Source organism: Peribacillus sp. P4_B1 (assembly GCF_056402395.1).
In genome coordinates, this window is the sequence record NZ_JBFUHM010000004.1 from 118,424 (window position 1) to 135,988 (window position 17,565).

A 17,565-nucleotide genomic window follows, 5' to 3' on the forward strand; every position below is an offset into this window, starting at 1 on the left:
CGTCAAAAAACAATGTCTCATAATAAACTACCAATCTTTTTTGTTTATCATCAAATCCCCTATTTTAACTAATAAATTCATCAAGGTTCTGGCTACTACCAGACCATCCATAGCTAAATCATATCCACCTTTTAATAAGGCTTCCGGATTAAAGCAAAAAGTAATCGATATTACAAAAGCTATTAAAATCAGGATAAACCGAACTGAGATCTATTTGACATTAACGTTCCGCCTTATATTATGTATTTTACAAATAATAGCATCGTTTTGGAAATAATCTTCATTTACTATCATTAGGGAAATCTCAGTTGCAATAAAAATCAAAATAAATAGCCACCCTAATAAAGAATGACTATATATTATGAAATATGAACTTTAAAATACATCCCGCATTGCTTTTACTCGCGATTGGAGCAAATACTCGTGAATTTCACGCTTTTACTCGTGATTTTGGTGCAAATACTCGTGAATTTGGAGCAAATACTCGTGAGTTTCATGCTTTTACTCGTGAGTTTGGAGCAAATACTCGTGAATTTAATGCCCGTTAAAACTCATAACTTAGTAATCCACTAAAGCCTTCCTTCCATCATTCAATGTTTTAACCATTTCCTTATACTCCTGCAACGCTTGTTCCAGTTTTTGTTTTCTATTTACAATCATCCTCGAAACCTCTTTCGGGCTGGGCCCGCCTTGAATGCTTCTAATTTCCACAAAGTATTCAGGAGAGATGATTTTTTTCCATTCGTCTTCAGTTAAATTCACTGCAACGAATTCATTGATGATCTTGTTGATTTCTTGTGTGTCCCAATCATATAGCTCTTTCCCTTCACTTATCGACCGTTTTGCAATTGTACTTGCTATGGAATGGGCTTTTCTAAATGATATCTCGTAATCTCTTGATAGGGTATCAGCTAATTCAGTAATTGTTATACTGGATTTTGCGGCCAATTTTTTTGTATGTTCTTCATTTACTTTCAATGTTGATATGACTGCATACATTAGTTTCATGACACGGCCTGCATTCGAAAAAGCCCGATATAAATGCGGCTGTAAATCATCTTCCGTATCGACGATATCTCCAAATGGTGTGTTGTGGATCATATTCATTGCAGCAAGTGCATCACCATACGCACTGCTTGCAATCGAACGGGAATGTTCAATTGATACTGGGTTTCTTTTTTGCGGCATGATGCTGCTAACTTGAACATAAGGATCTGCCACATGAAATGTACCAAACTCCCTTGTCACATGCTGCAGGAAATCTTGGATCCACCTCCCAGTATTGACCATGCACGTCATGATGGCAGTTGCGGTTTCCAATAAATAATCTGCCCCGCCTATCGAGTCATAGGAATTTTCAACAACCGCCTCAAACCCAAGCAGTTCAGCGGTACGGTTACGGCTGATTGGAAAACCAGTAGTTGTTAACGCAGCCGCGCCCAGGGGGGATTGGTTCACCGTTTCAAAGGCTGCCCATAACCGTCCAATATCCCTTTGAAGAACGTCATAAATGGCTAAAAAGTAATGGCCTAATGTAGTCGGCTGAGCCGGTTGGGTATGCGTGTAACCAGTAATATAGGTTTCTATATGTTTTTCTGCCTGCACCAAGAATGCCTCGCTCAATTGGTTTGCATAGCCGATCAATTGCAAAAGATGACCTCTTATAACAAGCCGATACATCGCAACTCCCATATCATTACGGCTGCGGCCGATATGAATCTTTCCTGCGAGCTCGTGACCGATTTCCTCGCCAATCTTTGCCTCCATCATGAAAAATAAGTCTTCGAATTGAGGTTGATAGGTCAGGAGAGTGAGATCTGTTTGAGCCACTTTCCGAATCCCCTCCAGCATGGTTTTCGCTTCTTCTTCTTTAATGATCTTTTGTTCCGAAAGCATGATGACATGTGCCCGATGAATATCGAACATAACATGAAATAAGTAATCTCTTTGATCATTAAAAACAGGCATTAGAAGCTCTTCCGCATATGTTTTTCCGGGAAAAACACTGCCTTCATTTTTGATAAATTCTTCAAGCTTACTCATCTTTGAACCTCCGATTTATAAAGCTTTTTCCGCTTTTATTCCAAAAAACTTGTTCGAAATAAAAAGAACGATAACTATCAGCGTGATTTGAATCATCCCATAGGCAGCTGCCTGCCCCATATTGAACATCCGAAGCTGATTCATGATTTCAATGGATATGGGTCTGTTTGAAATCGTGTACAACAGGACCGAGGTTGGGAATTCTCCTACAGACTCTATAAAGGCTAATAATGTCCCTGATAAAACACCAGGCAAAATAATCGGTAATATGACCTTTCTGAAGGTATAAAACCACTTTGCCCCCAAGTTTCTTGCCGCTTCCTCAATTGAGTCATCAAGCTGTTCCAGAACGGCGTTAGTTGAGCGAACTACAAGGGGAATATGTCTGATGAAATAGGCAAGGGGCAAAATCCAAAATGTTCCTACTAATATTTGACCGAAAGAAAAAACGCTAGGTTCATTAAATGCGAATATCAAGTTCATCCCAATAACCGTTGCAGGCAAGGCCCACGGAATCATGACTAGGATATCAATAAAGCTTTTCCCGACGAATTTCCGTTTAACAAGAACATAGGACGCGATGACCCCAAACACCAAATTTGCCAGTGTGGCAATAACAGCCATCAGTAAACTATTTCGTAACGGTTTAAAGATATTGGGGTCTTCAAACAAAAGTCGGTAATTTTCCGCATTAAATACTGTCGGGTACGTTTGAAACGTCCAGGTTCCATCCGGCACAAGCGAAAGCAATAGAATCGTAAAGTGCGGTAAAAGCAGAATAAGTACGCCGATGATACCCGTTACGACCATCATCCACTTCATAAATGGATTTTTCACTTCACTCCTGTGTGCCCCAATCCCTTTCGAAGCCATGCGGTAATCTTTCCTATTCTGATACCAACGCATGAATAATAGAAATGAAATTGAAACAATGGATAGAATGACGGATTGAGTGGCAGCAATTTCCATATCACCATTGATTTTCGAAAAATAAATTTGCAGGCTCAACACCCTGTACCCGCCAGCCAATAGAAACGGGGCACTGAAAGAAGCCATTGATATCATGAAAACAAGTAAAGAAGCGGCAACGATGGCAGGTGTCAATAACGGAAATGTCACCTTCCAAAAAACCTTGAATTTATTTGCGCCTAAGTTATATGCAGCTTCTTCCAGGGACGGATCAATTTTATTGATTGCAGCGGATACGGTCATATAAAAATAGACATACATCGTATAGGCATGAACGATCAGGATTCCTGATACCCCGCCAATTTTAAATGGAACTTTATCGAGACCGAACATATCCTTGATAGCATTTGGAATTAATCCCGATTCTCCATATAAAAACATAAAGGCCATAACCCCCACCAATGATGGAAGAACAATCGGCAAAATCGCTGCTGATGAAAAGAAGCTTCTGCCTGGAAAATCGTAACGGTTAAAAATGAATGCGAGTGGAATGCCAATCAAGGCACTGACCAATACACTCAATATGGATATATAAACGGAATTCCATAGAGCCTCTAGGTTCGTTTTTGATTCCTGTACGAAGAAGTCCTGATAATTCCCCAGGGATATCGATCCGTCTTTTTGCAAACTTTCTATAAATGTTCTCGACGATGGGTAGAGAACATAAGCCACGAGCACTAATACAACTGGTATTAGGAGCCAAATCGTTAGTCTAGTATCACGATTTTTAATCATGGAACTTCACCGCTTATGACAGGGATAAGGCGGAGCTGTTTCCCAGGAAGTTGGACATATACTTCCTTCCCTTGATAAAAGTATCCAAATTCATGAGTATTAAATACATCCACCCTTAATAACACGTTTTGAACATCCACCATGACATTTACTACAGATCCAAAGAATTGGACGGAATTGATTTTGCCTTTAAAGATATTCATTCCCTCTTCGGCCACATCCAGAATCCTGATTGCTTCAGGACGAATCGAAACAGCAAGGTCATAATCAGTCTGCAGAATAGAAATTCCTTCACTAACTTGATTTTGTACATTGAATTTAATCGGTTGTTCACTGTTTTTTAGGGTTACCACTATATTATCTTGTTGAACTTTTTCGACTTGAACGGGCAATAGATTAATCTCACCTATGAAACTCGCCACGAAATCATTGGCCGGCCGATTATAAATTTCTGCCGGCGTCCCGACCTGGTGGCATACACCAAAATTGAACACAGCAATCCGATCACTCATGGACAATGCCTCAGCTTGATCATGTGTGACATAAATGGTGGTAATCTTATAATCACGCTGCAGCCTTAAGATTTCTACCCTCATTTCATCACGAAGCTTGGCATCCAGATTACTTAATGGTTCATCCAGCAGCAATATTTCTGGTTCAATAACCAGGGCCCTGGCAAGGGCAACACGCTGCTGCTGTCCTCCGCTTAACTGGCTCACTTGACGACTCGAGTAGCTCTCCAGTCTGACTTTGCGAAGTGCATCCAGCACTTTCCCCTTTAAATCGCTTGAAGAAACTTTTCTCACGCGCAAACCAAATGCAACATTTTCAAATACAGTCATGTGGGGAAAGAGGGCATAGTTTTGAAATACCATGCCTGTATTCCTTTTCTCCGGAGGTACACGCGTCATATCTTTGTTGCCGAATCGGACGACGCCTTGTGTAGGATAATAAAAACCGGCAATCATCCGAAGCGTTGTCGTTTTACCGCAGCCACTTGGGCCAAGAAAGGTAAAAAACTCGCCTTCTTTGATTTCCAGATTTAAATGATCAACAGCTATCGTTTTCCCGAAGGCTTTTTGGACATTCTCTATTTTTATTGACGCCATCCAACGACACTTCCTTATTCTTTAATTTCTTTATCCCCACTTTTTATATTTTCGTCCCAATATTTCATCCACTCGTCACCTTTTTCTTGGAATGCATTCCAATCAATATCCATCGCTTTAATTTCTGTATCCGTGATCCATTCAGGTAAATCCTTCACATCACTTCTGGTCGGAATCCTGTAAAAGTCTTCCGCCAAAATCTTCGCGGCTTCTGGTGAATTCACAAACTCATAAAACGCTTCAGCCGCTTTGGGATGTTTGGCACCTTCAACGATGGCAATTCCTTCTGTCAATACTGGCGTTCCGCTTTCAGGAATGACGAACTCAAACGGATAATTTTTATTTTCTTTCAGCATGACAACATCCGGCATTGCCCAAACGGAAAGCGAGCCCTCTCCTTTTGCCACCTTGTTATACATCATTTCCGGGTTGGCTGAATATTCCTTTGTATTTTGGTCGAGCTTCTTTAACCAGTCATATCCTTCTTGTGGATCATTTGTTTTCTTATACGTACGATAGATCATCGCAGAAAAAATTGTYCTCATCGTCCCGGAGGCTAGCGGATAGCGGAGGATGATTTCATCTTTCCACTTCGGATCAAGCAGCTCATCCCAATCTTTCGGCACTTCGGCTTTGGATAGTTCTTTGCTGTTGTACATGATGACTTCCGGTGTCTGGCTCGTTCCCGTCCAATACCATTCCGGATCGCGGAATCCTGCATCAAGACTATCGGAATAGGTAGGCTTATAAGCAGCTAGCAGCCCCTCATCTTTTGCTTGATTGAAGTTAGTGGAAGGTGCTCCCCACCAAACGTCTGCCTGCGGATTATTTTTTTCTGAGCGAACACGGTCAAGGACTTCCTGAGACCCCATGTCAAGCCACTCAACATCAATGCCATATTTACCTTCGAACTGCTTTTCGAATGTTGATAAAATATCTTTGCCATGCGGTGAATAAACGACGATTTTATCTTCCAACTCACCTTTTTCTCCCTTGGCACCGCCAGCATCCGAATTCGTTTTCGTATCAGTACCGTTACATCCTGAAATCAATATTGCTGCCGATAAAGTCAGTACTGAAACAAGCGACTTTTTCCTCTTTTTCATTATTAATCCCCCTCATCATGAAAATTCAAAATGCTATCATGTTCCCTTAAGAATAGGGAAACCGCTCCTAATACTCCTGCGTTTTCTCCCAGTTGTGAAATTTTCATTTCTACTAAACTTGGAAGATATCGATCAACGATCTCACGAATTCTAGGTAAAATGTATTCAGATGAATTTAATACACCACCTCCTAATATGATCACATCTGGATTTAGCAAACTAGCCGCATTGACAATTCCGCAGGCTAAATGTTCGATTGCTTCATTAATGACGGCCATGGCTGTCGTGTCCCCTTTTTTCGCGGACAAAAAGGCATCTTCCCCTGTCAGTTCGGAAGACTTGGCCCGTTCAAATAAAGAATGCTGAGGATCTTTGAGAACAGCTCTGGTAAAATGACCGCCAATCGATTTTCCTCCTGCGACACTTTCCAAATAACCGTACCTATGGAAAATCGGCTTGAATTCACGCTTCATATCCTCTTTGTCCGTCACCATATAACCCATCTCCCCAGCTGCACTGGAAGCCCCTCTGTATAACTGGTTATTCAAGATAATGCCGCTTCCTATACCGGTTCCAACCGCAATGAACAACAAATTCCGCTTATTTTGTGCATTACCCAGCCACTGTTCACCGAGTGCCGCCGCGTTTACATCATTGTCGAGAAAAATAGGGAAATCAAAATACCGTTTCGCTTCCGCTATAAACGGATATTGAATCCATCCTAAACTCGGTGCCTCTATGACTAATCCGCTTGCCGTTTGCGTTATACCAGGAATCCCAACCCCCATCCCTAATATCCTGTTTTTCACAATCTGATTCTTTGCAATTAACCGTTCCGTTTCAATCGCCATTTGTTTAAGAAGACCTGATTGCAAATAATTTTTTGTTGAAAAACTAGTTTCAGCAAGGATTTTTCCACTTAAATCACATAAAACGATTTTCACTTTCGTCCCGCCAATATCAGTCCCAATGATATAGGCAGCCTTCTCATTGAAAAAGAGCTGGATAGGCCTTCTCCCACCTTGAGAAGAGGACTCCCCAATCCCTTTCTCAAATACCCATTTCTCCTGTATAAGTTCATCCACAGCCAGAGAAACAGTCGGTTTACTCAACTGAAGCTTAACGGCGATTTCCGCTCTTGAAATGGGTGAACATTGTTGAATGCATTGAATGATCCTTTTTTTATTTGCATATTTTTGATGACTGGGTGTTTTTTTAAAACTCATCACATCACGGCCTTACATCATTTAGTTAGTAATTCTTCCTAATTAAGTAAAAATATAACTCAAAGGAATTTAGCACACAAGTTATTTTTGATTATTTTAAATATTCTTATTTTAATAGTTACTTCGCATTATTTACATTTATAACCATCAATGATATTTATTAGATATGTTTTTTCCGCCTGGTTGGTTAGAAAATATTACTAACCTACATTAATTTCTTCACAAAAGTTTAGGTATTTTAGTTGAAGGAGGTTAAATGAAAAATGAAAAAAGCTCTGGTATCTTTGCTTTCTCTTTGGTTCGTTCTTGCATCATTGCCGCTCGGGGGCAGCGCTGCAAAAACGGAGAAAGCCAACGTTGAGTTATGGAATGCAGTCAAGCCACTCGAGACGACCGTGACATTCTTAAACAGCGGAGCCCATCCAGATGATGAGCGAAGTGACTTTCTCGCTTATCTATCGAGAGGATTAGGTGTGAAGACATCCAGCCTGATTGCAAATCGGGGTGAAGGGGGACAAAATGAAATTGGGGATGAACTGGACAATGCTCTTGGAATCATCCGTTCAAGAGAAATGATAGAAGCTGCAAAAATCACTGGGGTGAAGGCGTATCATCTAAGTGAAACAACCTCTGATCCCATTTATGATTTCGGCTTCTCTAAAACACCAGGAGAAACATTAGAAAAGTGGGGTGAGGAACTCACGTATGAACGGCTTATCCGCTTTATTCGAACATATCAGCCTGATATATTGATGCCTTCCTTCCAAAATGATGATACCCAGCATGGACATCATCGAACAATGACAATCTTAAGTGAACGTGCCTTTAAGGATGCCGCTGATCCAACTGTTTTTCCACAACAATTGAAACAGGGTCTATCTGTATGGCAAGTGAAAAAGTTATATTTACCTGTTCCCTCCGCAGATCAAGCAACCACTTCGATTGAAATCGGAAAACTTGATCCAATATATGGTATGACTTACCCGCAGCTTGGGGAACAATCCCGCTATCTTCATAAAAGCCAAGGCATGGGTTCTGATATTCCTGCAGCACCTCGACAGATCCATCTGGATTTGAAACAAAGTGCCGTTGATACAAAAAAACAGTCGGACCTTTTTGCAGGTGTACCTTATAATTTTACGGAATGGGCTGAAAAACTCCCTCACTCAGCTTCAAAATTAAAGGGTGAATTTAAATACTTACAACGAAATTTGGATGCCGTTATTACGGCTTATCCAAATGATAAACGTGTTTTTTCAACATCCCAAACAGCGCTCTCCAATGTTCGTTCAATTATTGCGCAAATCAAAAAAGCTAAGCTAAGCCCTGCCACGAAGAACGACTTGATTCATAAGCTCTCATTAAAAGATGAGCAATTGCAAAACGTCAGTTATGTCTCCTCAGGACTGGATGTTCAAGCTAAAGCTGCTTCAAGGATTCTTACGAAAGGCCAAAATACGAACGTAACCGTAACCTTGAAGAATAACGGGAAACAAGCATTGAAAAAAGTCGCAGCTGCATTGAACGTGCCTAAAGGATGGACGGCTAAAACAAAATCTAAAGAAATCAATCTAAAACCAAATGAATCAGCAAAAATAACCTACCAGGTTAAAGTCCCAGAAGATGCAGCTTATTACCATGCTTATGATGAATCAACAATTACAACCAATATTTCTTATAAATACGGCAGCACCAAAACTGCCATAAAGGAAGAATTGGATGGAACGATAGCTGTCCTTCCTGACGTTGGCCTTACCCTATCTCCTGAAGATATCGTGGTAAATACAGTAGATGTAAAAGAAGAAATACCAGTGACCGTAACCTTGAAAAATTATACAGAGGGAAAGACATCAGCAAAGTTCGCTTTGAAAATCCCTGAAAATTGGGGAATTAGCCCTAAAAAAGCCACCGTATCATTTAATGAAAAATCAGAAGAAAAACAAGTGAAGTTCACCCTCACACCACCGAAGGCAATACAAAATGGGGAATATCAGGTTAAGGCAGTTGCCACTGTCAATGGAAAAACCTTTGATTCAACCATCCAGGAAATTTCCTATGACCATATCGGAACATTCTATTACCAATACCCAGCAGCCATCAACACCGTTGCATTTGAGCTTTTAATGCCAGCTTCATTAAAAGTGGGTTACATTGAAAGTGGATTTGATAAAGTAGCAGATTACTTAAGCAATGCAGGCCTTAACATTACAAAGTTAACCGCAGCTGATTTAGCAGAAGGTGATTTGAGCCAATACGACACGATCGTTACAGGCATACGTGCCTATCTATCCAGGGAAGATTTGAAGGCAAATAACGCTCGCTTACTTGAATATGTGGAAAATGGCGGTCATCTCGTCGTTCAATACCATAAACCCGGTGATGGATGGGATGCCCTGAAGACTGCCCCATATCCACTTACCCTCGGGAATCCTTCCATTCGCTGGAGGGTAACAGATGAAAATGCCGCGGTAAACGTGTTGAAACCAGAATCAGCGCTTTTTAACTATCCAAATAAAATAACATCGGACGACTGGAATAATTGGGTTCAAGAAAGAGGATTGTACTTCCCAATGAAATGGGATGATCGATTTGAAACGTTCATTTCCATGGCTGATCCGAATGAAGCACCATTTGATGGCGGAATCCTTATGGCGAAATACGGTAAAGGCACCTACCTTTACACGAACCTTGTCCTATACAGGCAAATTCAAGGTCAGGTTCCAGGCGGTTATCGAATCATGACGAACCTGATTAGTTATGGTGCCCAGTAAATAGGGAAGAAACCTATGCAAGTTTTGACTGCATAGGTTTCTTTTTTCTGATGTTTGCCCAATTGAAGCTTTACTAGATTTCCGATTTACCTGCCTACGATTAAAAGAGGCTGTTTTGTCAGCGGTGATTAAAGACTCCAAATTTTGAGGTGCATCTTCAAATATATACTTAATATCTTCAACGAATAACTCTCCTCTTATTAGAGGGAACCTTTCGCTTTGATTGTAGGGAAATTTCCCAACAACATCAAAAGGAGGACTGTGCTTTTAAACAGCCCTCCTTTTTTTGGTATCAGATTCAATAATTAAGCTTTTGGGATGATTGGGATGCACATGCACCGAAACAAAGCTGGAATTTTTGATTATAGTCATTAAATCAATATCTTGTCTTGAATGATTATATTAAGTTTTCCTACAATGATTCCTAACAATAAATTGTTTAATCTTACTTTCTCAATCAAATTCAGAACCCACTTACACCATGAAATTTCTTCTTCAGCTAACATACTCCTTCTATTAAAAAGAATATAACCACCAAAATGTTTAGATGTCATTTCTAACCCATTCTTCCCATGTGTTTGTTCAATTCTGGCTATATTTTCATCTCGCAAAGCCACGGTTTGTTCTAATTTAGCAATTCGGTCCTGAATTAATTTTTTCGCATTTTCTTCATTCGATAACCAAATCGAATACATCTTAATAAGAAATTCATCTCGAATGATCGGATCAGAAGGCGATTCAGTGACCCATTTTCCCAGAGTTTCTCTTCCCTTCTCTGTGAGTGAATATATCTTCTTATCAGGTTTACCCGTTTGTTCAATATGTTCAAATTCCAAAAGCCCATTCTTCTCCATTTTAGTTAACAGAGGATATATTTGACTATGCTTCGCAGGCCATAATACCTCTAAATATCCAACTAATTGATAGCCGGAACATGGATTTCTACCAAGCGAACTAAGTATCGCATATCCAAGAGTATTCATCTAATCCCCCTTCATCCATATATAGCATTCAATAATAGTGTGTATGTTAGCACGCTTCGATTCAACATTCCTTACTGACTTAAAACCAAAGGTTAAATAATCCTTCATTAACCCCTAAATTATACATATAATATATTCCAAAAATCATGCTAATTGTGCCCATTGTGAATACAAGTGTTCTACTAATTTTAACACGTTTCATACTTAACACAAAAGGGATACCAATAATCGTAGTGAAAAAAAGCATACCAATGACCGTTCCTACTCCAAATAAAAGGATATAAATAGCCGCTTCCCAAACACTCTTTACTGTACTCATCGTCAATATAACCATAGTGCCACTTCCTGCAAGACCATGGACTAGACCAATAGACATCGATTTCAAATATGAAACATGTTTATGTTTGTGTTTATGCTCATGTTTACCACCATGTTCATGGGTATGGACATGTGTATGTTCATCTCCATCATGTCCATGCGTATGTACATGGATACTTTTGAAAGAAAGAATCGTTGTAACACCAAGATAAACAAGCATGATTCCTACTAAAAATTCTAGGGACATAGACCATTTCCCTGGTATTTCACCCTTCATAAGAATTAGAATAATACCAACTATAAATAATGTTATCGTATGACCTATCCCCCAAAATACCCCTGCTAGAGAAGCGTGCCATAACTTTTTACTTTGACTTGCAATTGTTGATACTGCAATCACATGATCAGGCTCAATTGCATGCCTGATCCCCAAAACAAAACCTATCGTTAAAACTGAAAACAATGTAACATCCATAAATATTTCTCCTTCAAACTTTTTGTCCCTTATAAAGTGAAACTTCCATAAGTGGCGGTTTTTTACAGCCTGATTAACCCGGATAAAAGCCCGGCAACCTTTTGATTGCCGGGTTCTAAGTATTAATACTTTCTTAGAAAACACGGTTTTGCATTAAACCACTCTTGACTAATAATTCGGTGACACTCAGTAAAGATTTTCTCTATTTCTTGTGTCGAGTTAGCTAATACACGAACCGTAAATCCTGGTACAGATAATAAAGATAGTCCAACTTTATATCGATCTGTATTCCCATTAATAGCCTGATATAGCCGATCAAGGAGGTCAGGGCTTGTTTGTTCGCCAACCACAATCATGGAACCTAAATGCGAAAACCCTTCCATGAATCCAATCTTCTCTATATTTTGGGCAGCAGGATTCAATTGAATATGATCATAGGCCACAAGCTCTTCGTCCATATAAATTTCATTGATGAATTGAAGCCGATTATAACTGAAACGATCTCCATCCGGAGACCACCCTGGGGTTAAAATGTCGGAATAAAGGAAAGTCGCCCCTTTCTCCATCCGAATGACATTTTTTTGTTTATAGCGCGCGTCCTGATACATAATAAGCGGATCCGGAATATATTCGAGATAACATCCAGACTGTAGAATGATCTCTGTTTCCTGGTAGGCATGAGTGTTAGGTGTCTTATAAACCTTTGTTGCGGATTGTGTCGTTAAGGTTAGTCTCGCTTGCTTCTCTAGCGTAATTTGTATTTTATAGCGATCTCCGTCTAAATAGCCTCCACCGGGGTTCAATATATAATAACAAGCTTGTCCAGAGTCGTCATGATAAACCGGACGCATCACTTTCAATGCGCCCTGAAAATATACATTTTTCGCTACAGTCTTTCCATTCCTATCTTCGACATCTAGACATAAAACTCCAGTCCAGTCTTCCATTATTCCAATCCTTTTAATAATGCATTCTTCATAAGCCAGTTAATGACCTGATCAAGCCCCGTGTTATCTTTTAAATTGGTGAAAACAAACGGTTTATTTCCGCGAAAAACCTTCGTATCAGACTCCATCACTTCGAGGCTTGCGCCAACGAAAGGAGCTAAATCCGTTTTATTAATGATGAATAAATCTGATTTAATCATCCCTTGGCCACCTTTACGCGGAATTTTTTCGCCTTGAGCTACATCAATAATATAGATGGAGAAATCCACAAGCTCTGGGCTGAATGTCGCCGCAAGATTATCGCCTCCACTTTCCACAAAAATGAGCTCTACGTCCGGATGCTTCTCTTTTAATTCATCTATAGCCGCAAAATTCATGGAGGCGTCTTCACGAATAGCTGTATGTGGACATCCGCCTGTTTCAACCCCAATAATACGGTCCGCCGGTAGGACTCCATTTTGCATTAAAAATTTGGCATCTTCTTTTGTATAAATATCATTCGTCACAACGGCCATGCTGATTTCACCTTCTAAATGACGGGTTAGCCTTTCAACCAACATCGTTTTTCCGGCTCCAACAGGTCCGCCTACTCCAATTTTAATCGGTTCCATATAAAAACACTCCTTCTATATTAAGACATGAAAATACGAATGTTCACACGCTCATGTTTCATTTGAGATAACTCTAAACCTGGTGAAATGATTCCAAAATCCTCTTTATCCAAAGTTTGAATTTTTTCTGTCGCCTCTATTAAAGCACTTTGAAACTCATGAATCGTCTTCTGTCCCGCGGTTTGTCCTAACGGAATCGCACGAACGGCATTTTGAACAAGACTTGAAATAGTAGAATACAAATAATAGAGGGTGGTAGTTGATTTCGGAACACCAAGATGGTGCCCTATCATCGTAAAAGCAATAGCTGGATGTCCAAAGGAGTGCTTCTCCTTAATCCGTTTTTGATATTGCGAGTGAACAGGAAACTCATATAAAGATCCCACAAGGTTTACCATGCGTTCTCCCATTCGTTTGGTGCCTTCTCTCGTTTCACGCGGCAAATTTTGAACCGTCAGCATTCGATCGACCTTCCACACCGTTTGTACATCCTCATTTTCCAAAGCATCATAGACAAGACGGGTTGCCAACCCATCTGAATAGACAAGCTGTTCATTTAAATATACGTGAAGCCACTTGGAAAACGATGCTTGATCATACACTTGATCTTCTTGAATATACGTCTCTAGACCATATGAATGACTAAAAGCACCAGTTGGAAAATTCGAATCACATAGTTGGAATAAAGAAAGAATATTAGGATTCATGGCTATGTCCAATATGGCGAAAAGCCTGTTTTACTTTCCGATCTTCACGTGTAAAAGGAATTTGAAGCTCTTGAAGCAATTCTTCAACAAGATAATCATACTGAACGAGCATATTATTCTCTTCAAATTGAGCTGGAAGGTGACGATTCCCCAATTGGTGGGCAATCGTTCCCATTTCATTTAAACTTCGCGGGCTAATGACTAATAGATCATCGGAAAGGACATCTACGACAATCATATTTTTATCATCCATATATAAAACATCGCCCGCCTTAAGGTCACGCAGTTCTTTTAAGCGAATGCCAATTTCGTGGCCGTGGTCGGTGGTCACTCTTTGAATCCGTTTCACTAAATTAGCACTTTCCAGGTACACCTTTTCCATATGGCGTTTCGCAATTTCTTCTCTGTCCATTGCGTCGATATTTGTAACAATTTTTTCAATGATCAATATTTTCACCTCAAAATAAGACTTAAAATAAGAAATAGCGTTGTCCCATCGGTACTATATCCACAGGTTCACAAGTAATGAGTTCCCCGTTTACTTTTACCTCATACGTTTGTGGATCAACCGTAATCTCAGGCGTTTCGGAATTAAGCTTCATATCCTTTTTCGTTAAGTTTCGAATACCATGAACTGGAAGAACCGTTTTTTCCAAGCCTAATTTTTCATGCACTTTATCATCAAAAGCGACTTGAGAAACAAAGGTAATTGAGCTCTTAGACAAGGCTTTTCCATAAGATCCATACATTGGCCGATAAATAACTGGCTGTGGTGTCGGAATGGACGCATTGGCATCACCCATTAAGCTTTCTACGATAAAGCCATTTTTAAGAATCATTTCAGGCTTCACGCCGAAAAATGCCGGTGACCAAATGACAAGGTCCGCCATTTTTCCCACTTCAATCGAACCGACATATTCAGAAATACCATGAGTGATAGCAGGGTTAATCGTATATTTAGCTACATAACGCTTTGCGCGATTATTATCAGAAAGCTCGCTGTCACCTTCCAACGCTCCTCGCTGTTTTTTCATTTTATCTGCTGTTTGCCATGTACGTAAAATAACCTCGCCAATTCGTCCCATTGCTTGTGCATCTGAGCTAACCATACTGAATACACCCATGTCTTGAAGAATATCTTCAGCCGCAATCGTTTCGCGTCTAATCCTTGAATCAGCAAAGGCAAGATCTTCAGGAATAGATGGGTTTAAATGGTGACACACCATTAACATATCCAAATGCTCGTCAATCGTATTAATTGTATATGGCAATGTCGGGTTTGTAGATGATGGAAGAACATTCATAAAGCTCGCTGATTTAATTAAATCAGGAGCATGTCCGCCCCCTGCCCCTTCCGTATGGTACATATGAATAACTCGGTCTTTAATCGCCGCTAGCGTGTTTTCCAAAAATCCGCCTTCATTCAACGTGTCTGCATGAAGGGCAACTTGTACGTCATATTGGTCCGCTACTCGGAGAGCGTGGTCGATAGCAGAGGCTGTAGCTCCCCAGTCTTCATGCACTTTTAATCCAATTGCGCCTGCACGGACTTGCTCAGCTAACGCCTCATCGTTCGCAGCTTGTCCTTTTCCAGTGAAGCCTACGTTAATTGGAAATCCTTCCGCTGCTTGCAGCATTCTATGAATATTCCATTCACCTGGCGTAACAGTTGTGGCTTTTGATCCTGCAGCAGGACCCGTGCCTCCTCCAATTAAAGTTGTAAGACCGGAAGCTAATGCAGTCTCAACCTGTGCTGGATTAATAAAATGTACATGGGAGTCGATTCCACCAGCTGTGACGATCATCCCTTCCCCAGCAATAATTTCTGTAGAAGCCCCAATTACAATATCCACATTATCCATTACTAAAGGATTTCCGGCTTTTCCGATTCCAGCAATTTTTCCGTCACGGATTGCAATATCCGCTTTATAAATTCCGGTATAGTCTAGAATAACAGCATTTGTAATGACTACATCCGGAACTCCATCTTCGCGAGTTGCAAGAGGATGTTGCCCCATCCCGTCACGGATTACTTTTCCGCCGCCAAAAATGACTTCTTCACCATATGTAGTATAATCTTTCTCAATTTGGATCACTAAATCTGTATCCGCTAAACGAATGGAATCTCCTGTCGTTGGACCATACATCTCGGCATATTGCTTTCGTGACATTTTGAAACTCATTGATTTCCCCCTCTTTCCACGGATCCATCTGTTTTATTATTTAATCCATACACACGACGTTCTCCACCAAAATCAATCAATTCTATTTCTTTTTCATCTCCAGGCTCAAAACGAACGGCAGCACCCGCAGGAACGTTTAACCGTTTCCCAAACGCTTCTTCGCGATTGAATTGAAGAGCTTCATTGACTTCATAAAAATGGAAATGGGAGCCAATTTGAACAGGCCGATCTCCTGTATTAATTACGGACAGCTTTGTGACTATTTTCCCAGCATTACAAATAATTTCTTCTTCTTTTAAAAATAGTTGCCCTGGTATCATTTAGCATGCCTCCTTGTCGATTCTTATCTGATTGGATTATGAACCGTTACTAGTTTCGTTCCATCAGGAAAAGTAGCTTCTACTTGAATATCGTGGATCATCTCTGGAATACCTTCCATAACATCTTCGCGCGATAAAATCATTGCACCATATTCCATCAATTGTGCAACTGTTCTTCCATCCCTTGCCCCTTCTAACACTTCATAGGTGATAAGTGCTACGGCTTCTGGATGATTTAATTTTAATCCTCTTTCTTTTCGTCGCTTAGCAAGATCAGCTGCCACTACAATCATGAGCTTATCTATCTCACGCGGTAATAATTGCATCGTAAAGCCTCCCCATTTTTAAAAATGACTAAGTATAGCGAAAATTCCATCAATTTTCGAGACCTTTCTTCCAAACCAATTGGGATGTATGAACTTTTTATCCCCCTTCAAATGCTCGCCTGACTCCTCAAAGATATAAGGTAGACATTACACCCTGTTATCTGAGATAAACGGAAAATCCCTCTTTAATATGGCCTGCTTTTTTACTAATGGAGAATCAAATATTCATCAAAAACGTTACCTGAATTATCTGAAATCAAATGATAAAAAATACCATTAACCCCCATGCGGTACATCACTATTTTAGAAAAACAACGATGTAGGTATTAACCTTATTTTTTATTTCATTGATAAAAAATTCAGATTTTTCAATAAAATGAAGGATTGATTCCCCTGAAATATTAATATATCATAATATACATATATATCAAATTATATATGATTTTATGTATTTAATAGTTAAGTGAATGGACTTTGTAAGGAGGAAATTTAAGAAAAGCTATTAAAGGAGGGAGAACTCTTTCCGGAAACATAGGACTTGCAAAAATCCCCTATAAAAAAAGTAAACTTGGAAAAATGATTATCTTACATTTTTCGTTTCGGTTATTACATTGCCCTTCTGCTGAACTTAAACTCATGATGCATGATTAGCAAGTTATGTGTCAGAGGATATTTTTTAAAACTGTAGAAAATGAAATGATTGTATCTGAATCTATTTTTTTAATATCTTAATTGA

16 protein-coding genes are annotated in these 17,565 nt (G+C 39.8%); 2 read left to right on the forward strand and 14 right to left on the reverse strand.

What is annotated here, in order from left to right:
- Positions 1 to 368: 368 nt before the first annotated feature.
- Positions 369 to 548, forward strand: coding sequence for a hypothetical protein (locus AC1DVK_RS03690; protein ID WP_477625863.1), 180 nt, complete (start codon positions 369 to 371; stop codon positions 546 to 548).
- A 10-nt stretch (positions 549 to 558) separates the two neighbouring features.
- On the opposite strand, the gene argH is transcribed toward AC1DVK_RS03690, so the two are convergent.
- From argH to AC1DVK_RS03715, 5 genes are read right to left on the reverse strand one after another with little or no spacing between them, the layout of a single operon-like run.
- On the reverse strand, positions 559 to 2,043 hold the full coding sequence (argH, locus tag AC1DVK_RS03695) for an argininosuccinate lyase (RefSeq protein ID WP_477625864.1): 1,485 nt from the start codon (positions 2,041 to 2,043) through the stop codon (positions 559 to 561).
- A 15-nt stretch (positions 2,044 to 2,058) separates the two neighbouring features.
- Positions 2,059 to 3,747: an ABC transporter permease gene (locus AC1DVK_RS03700; protein WP_477625865.1), complete on the reverse strand. Its 1,689-nt coding sequence runs from the start codon at positions 3,745 to 3,747 to the stop codon at positions 2,059 to 2,061.
- Positions 3,744 to 4,856 carry an ABC transporter ATP-binding protein gene (locus AC1DVK_RS03705; RefSeq protein ID WP_477625866.1) on the reverse strand — a complete coding sequence of 371 codons (1,113 nt, stop codon included), beginning with the start codon at positions 4,854 to 4,856 and terminating at the stop codon, positions 3,744 to 3,746. The genes AC1DVK_RS03700 and AC1DVK_RS03705 overlap by 4 nt, the downstream gene beginning before the upstream one ends.
- 14 nt (positions 4,857 to 4,870) lie before the next feature.
- Positions 4,871 to 5,962, reverse strand: coding sequence for an extracellular solute-binding protein (locus AC1DVK_RS03710; RefSeq protein WP_410861669.1), 1,092 nt, complete (start codon positions 5,960 to 5,962; stop codon positions 4,871 to 4,873).
- 2 nt (positions 5,963 to 5,964) lie between these two features.
- Positions 5,965 to 7,188, reverse strand: a complete 1,224-nt coding sequence (locus AC1DVK_RS03715) for an ROK family transcriptional regulator (RefSeq protein ID WP_317777755.1) — start codon at positions 7,186 to 7,188, stop codon at positions 5,965 to 5,967.
- A 263-nt stretch (positions 7,189 to 7,451) separates the two neighbouring features.
- On the opposite strand from AC1DVK_RS03715, the gene AC1DVK_RS03720 reads away from it, so the two are divergent.
- Positions 7,452 to 9,959 (forward strand): NEW3 domain-containing protein, encoded by a 2,508-nt coding sequence (locus tag AC1DVK_RS03720; RefSeq protein WP_477625867.1) that lies wholly within the window; start codon positions 7,452 to 7,454, stop codon positions 9,957 to 9,959.
- 371 nt (positions 9,960 to 10,330) lie between these two features.
- Here the strand turns inward: AC1DVK_RS03720 and AC1DVK_RS03725 are convergent, their stop codons facing one another.
- From AC1DVK_RS03725 to AC1DVK_RS03765, 9 genes are all read right to left on the reverse strand, one after another.
- Positions 10,331 to 10,942, reverse strand: coding sequence for a PadR family transcriptional regulator (locus tag AC1DVK_RS03725; protein WP_477625868.1), 612 nt, complete (start codon positions 10,940 to 10,942; stop codon positions 10,331 to 10,333).
- 79 nt (positions 10,943 to 11,021) lie between these two features.
- Positions 11,022 to 11,735, reverse strand: coding sequence for an urease accessory protein UreH domain-containing protein (locus AC1DVK_RS03730; RefSeq protein WP_318683460.1), 714 nt, complete (start codon positions 11,733 to 11,735; stop codon positions 11,022 to 11,024).
- Positions 11,736 to 11,857: 122 nt separating this feature from the next.
- Positions 11,858 to 12,682, reverse strand: a complete 825-nt coding sequence (locus tag AC1DVK_RS03735) for an urease accessory protein UreD (protein ID WP_477625869.1) — start codon at positions 12,680 to 12,682, stop codon at positions 11,858 to 11,860.
- Positions 12,682 to 13,293: an urease accessory protein UreG gene (gene ureG, locus AC1DVK_RS03740; protein WP_061461647.1), complete on the reverse strand. Its 612-nt coding sequence runs from the start codon at positions 13,291 to 13,293 to the stop codon at positions 12,682 to 12,684. The genes AC1DVK_RS03735 and ureG overlap by 1 nt, the downstream gene beginning before the upstream one ends.
- A gap of 20 nt (positions 13,294 to 13,313) precedes the next feature.
- Positions 13,314 to 14,000 (reverse strand): urease accessory protein UreF, encoded by a 687-nt coding sequence (locus AC1DVK_RS03745; RefSeq protein ID WP_144529933.1) that lies wholly within the window; start codon positions 13,998 to 14,000, stop codon positions 13,314 to 13,316.
- A complete protein-coding gene (gene ureE / locus AC1DVK_RS03750; RefSeq protein ID WP_089362804.1) occupies positions 13,990 to 14,448 on the reverse strand; it encodes an urease accessory protein UreE in 459 nt (152 codons plus the stop codon). Before ureE ends, AC1DVK_RS03745 begins: the two co-directional genes overlap by 11 nt.
- A gap of 22 nt (positions 14,449 to 14,470) precedes the next feature.
- A complete protein-coding gene (gene ureC, locus AC1DVK_RS03755; RefSeq protein ID WP_477625870.1) occupies positions 14,471 to 16,183 on the reverse strand; it encodes an urease subunit alpha in 1,713 nt (570 codons plus the stop codon).
- Positions 16,180 to 16,503 (reverse strand): urease subunit beta, encoded by a 324-nt coding sequence (locus tag AC1DVK_RS03760; protein WP_089362802.1) that lies wholly within the window; start codon positions 16,501 to 16,503, stop codon positions 16,180 to 16,182. Before AC1DVK_RS03760 ends, ureC begins: the two co-directional genes overlap by 4 nt.
- A 23-nt stretch (positions 16,504 to 16,526) precedes the next feature.
- Positions 16,527 to 16,829, reverse strand: a complete 303-nt coding sequence (locus AC1DVK_RS03765; RefSeq protein WP_061465959.1) for an urease subunit gamma — start codon at positions 16,827 to 16,829, stop codon at positions 16,527 to 16,529.
- Positions 16,830 to 17,565 lie beyond the last annotated feature (736 nt).

Excerpts from the sequence above, each read along its gene's own strand:
- AC1DVK_RS03690 (WP_477625863.1), top strand. The coding sequence starts at position 369 with ATGAACTTTAAAATACATCCCGCATTGCTTTTACTCGCGATTGGAGCA.
- argH (WP_477625864.1), bottom strand. The coding sequence starts at position 2,043 with ATGAGTAAGCTTGAAGAATTTATCAAAAATGAAGGCAGTGTTTTTCCC.
- AC1DVK_RS03700 (WP_477625865.1), bottom strand. The coding sequence starts at position 3,747 with ATGATTAAAAATCGTGATACTAGACTAACGATTTGGCTCCTAATACCA.
- AC1DVK_RS03705 (WP_477625866.1), bottom strand. The coding sequence starts at position 4,856 with ATGGCGTCAATAAAAATAGAGAATGTCCAAAAAGCCTTCGGGAAAACG.
- AC1DVK_RS03715 (WP_317777755.1), bottom strand. The coding sequence starts at position 7,188 with ATGAGTTTTAAAAAAACACCCAGTCATCAAAAATATGCAAATAAAAAA.
- AC1DVK_RS03720 (WP_477625867.1), top strand. The coding sequence starts at position 7,452 with ATGAAAAAAGCTCTGGTATCTTTGCTTTCTCTTTGGTTCGTTCTTGCA.
- AC1DVK_RS03725 (WP_477625868.1), bottom strand. The coding sequence starts at position 10,942 with ATGAATACTCTTGGATATGCGATACTTAGTTCGCTTGGTAGAAATCCA.
- AC1DVK_RS03730 (WP_318683460.1), bottom strand. The coding sequence starts at position 11,735 with ATGGATGTTACATTGTTTTCAGTTTTAACGATAGGTTTTGTTTTGGGG.
- AC1DVK_RS03735 (WP_477625869.1), bottom strand. The coding sequence starts at position 12,682 with ATGGAAGACTGGACTGGAGTTTTATGTCTAGATGTCGAAGATAGGAAT.
- ureG (WP_061461647.1), bottom strand. The coding sequence starts at position 13,293 with ATGGAACCGATTAAAATTGGAGTAGGCGGACCTGTTGGAGCCGGAAAA.
- AC1DVK_RS03745 (WP_144529933.1), bottom strand. The coding sequence starts at position 14,000 with ATGAATCCTAATATTCTTTCTTTATTCCAACTATGTGATTCGAATTTT.
- ureC (WP_477625870.1), bottom strand. The coding sequence starts at position 16,183 with ATGAGTTTCAAAATGTCACGAAAGCAATATGCCGAGATGTATGGTCCA.
- AC1DVK_RS03760 (WP_089362802.1), bottom strand. The coding sequence starts at position 16,503 with ATGATACCAGGGCAACTATTTTTAAAAGAAGAAGAAATTATTTGTAAT.
- AC1DVK_RS03765 (WP_061465959.1), bottom strand. The coding sequence starts at position 16,829 with ATGCAATTATTACCGCGTGAGATAGATAAGCTCATGATTGTAGTGGCA.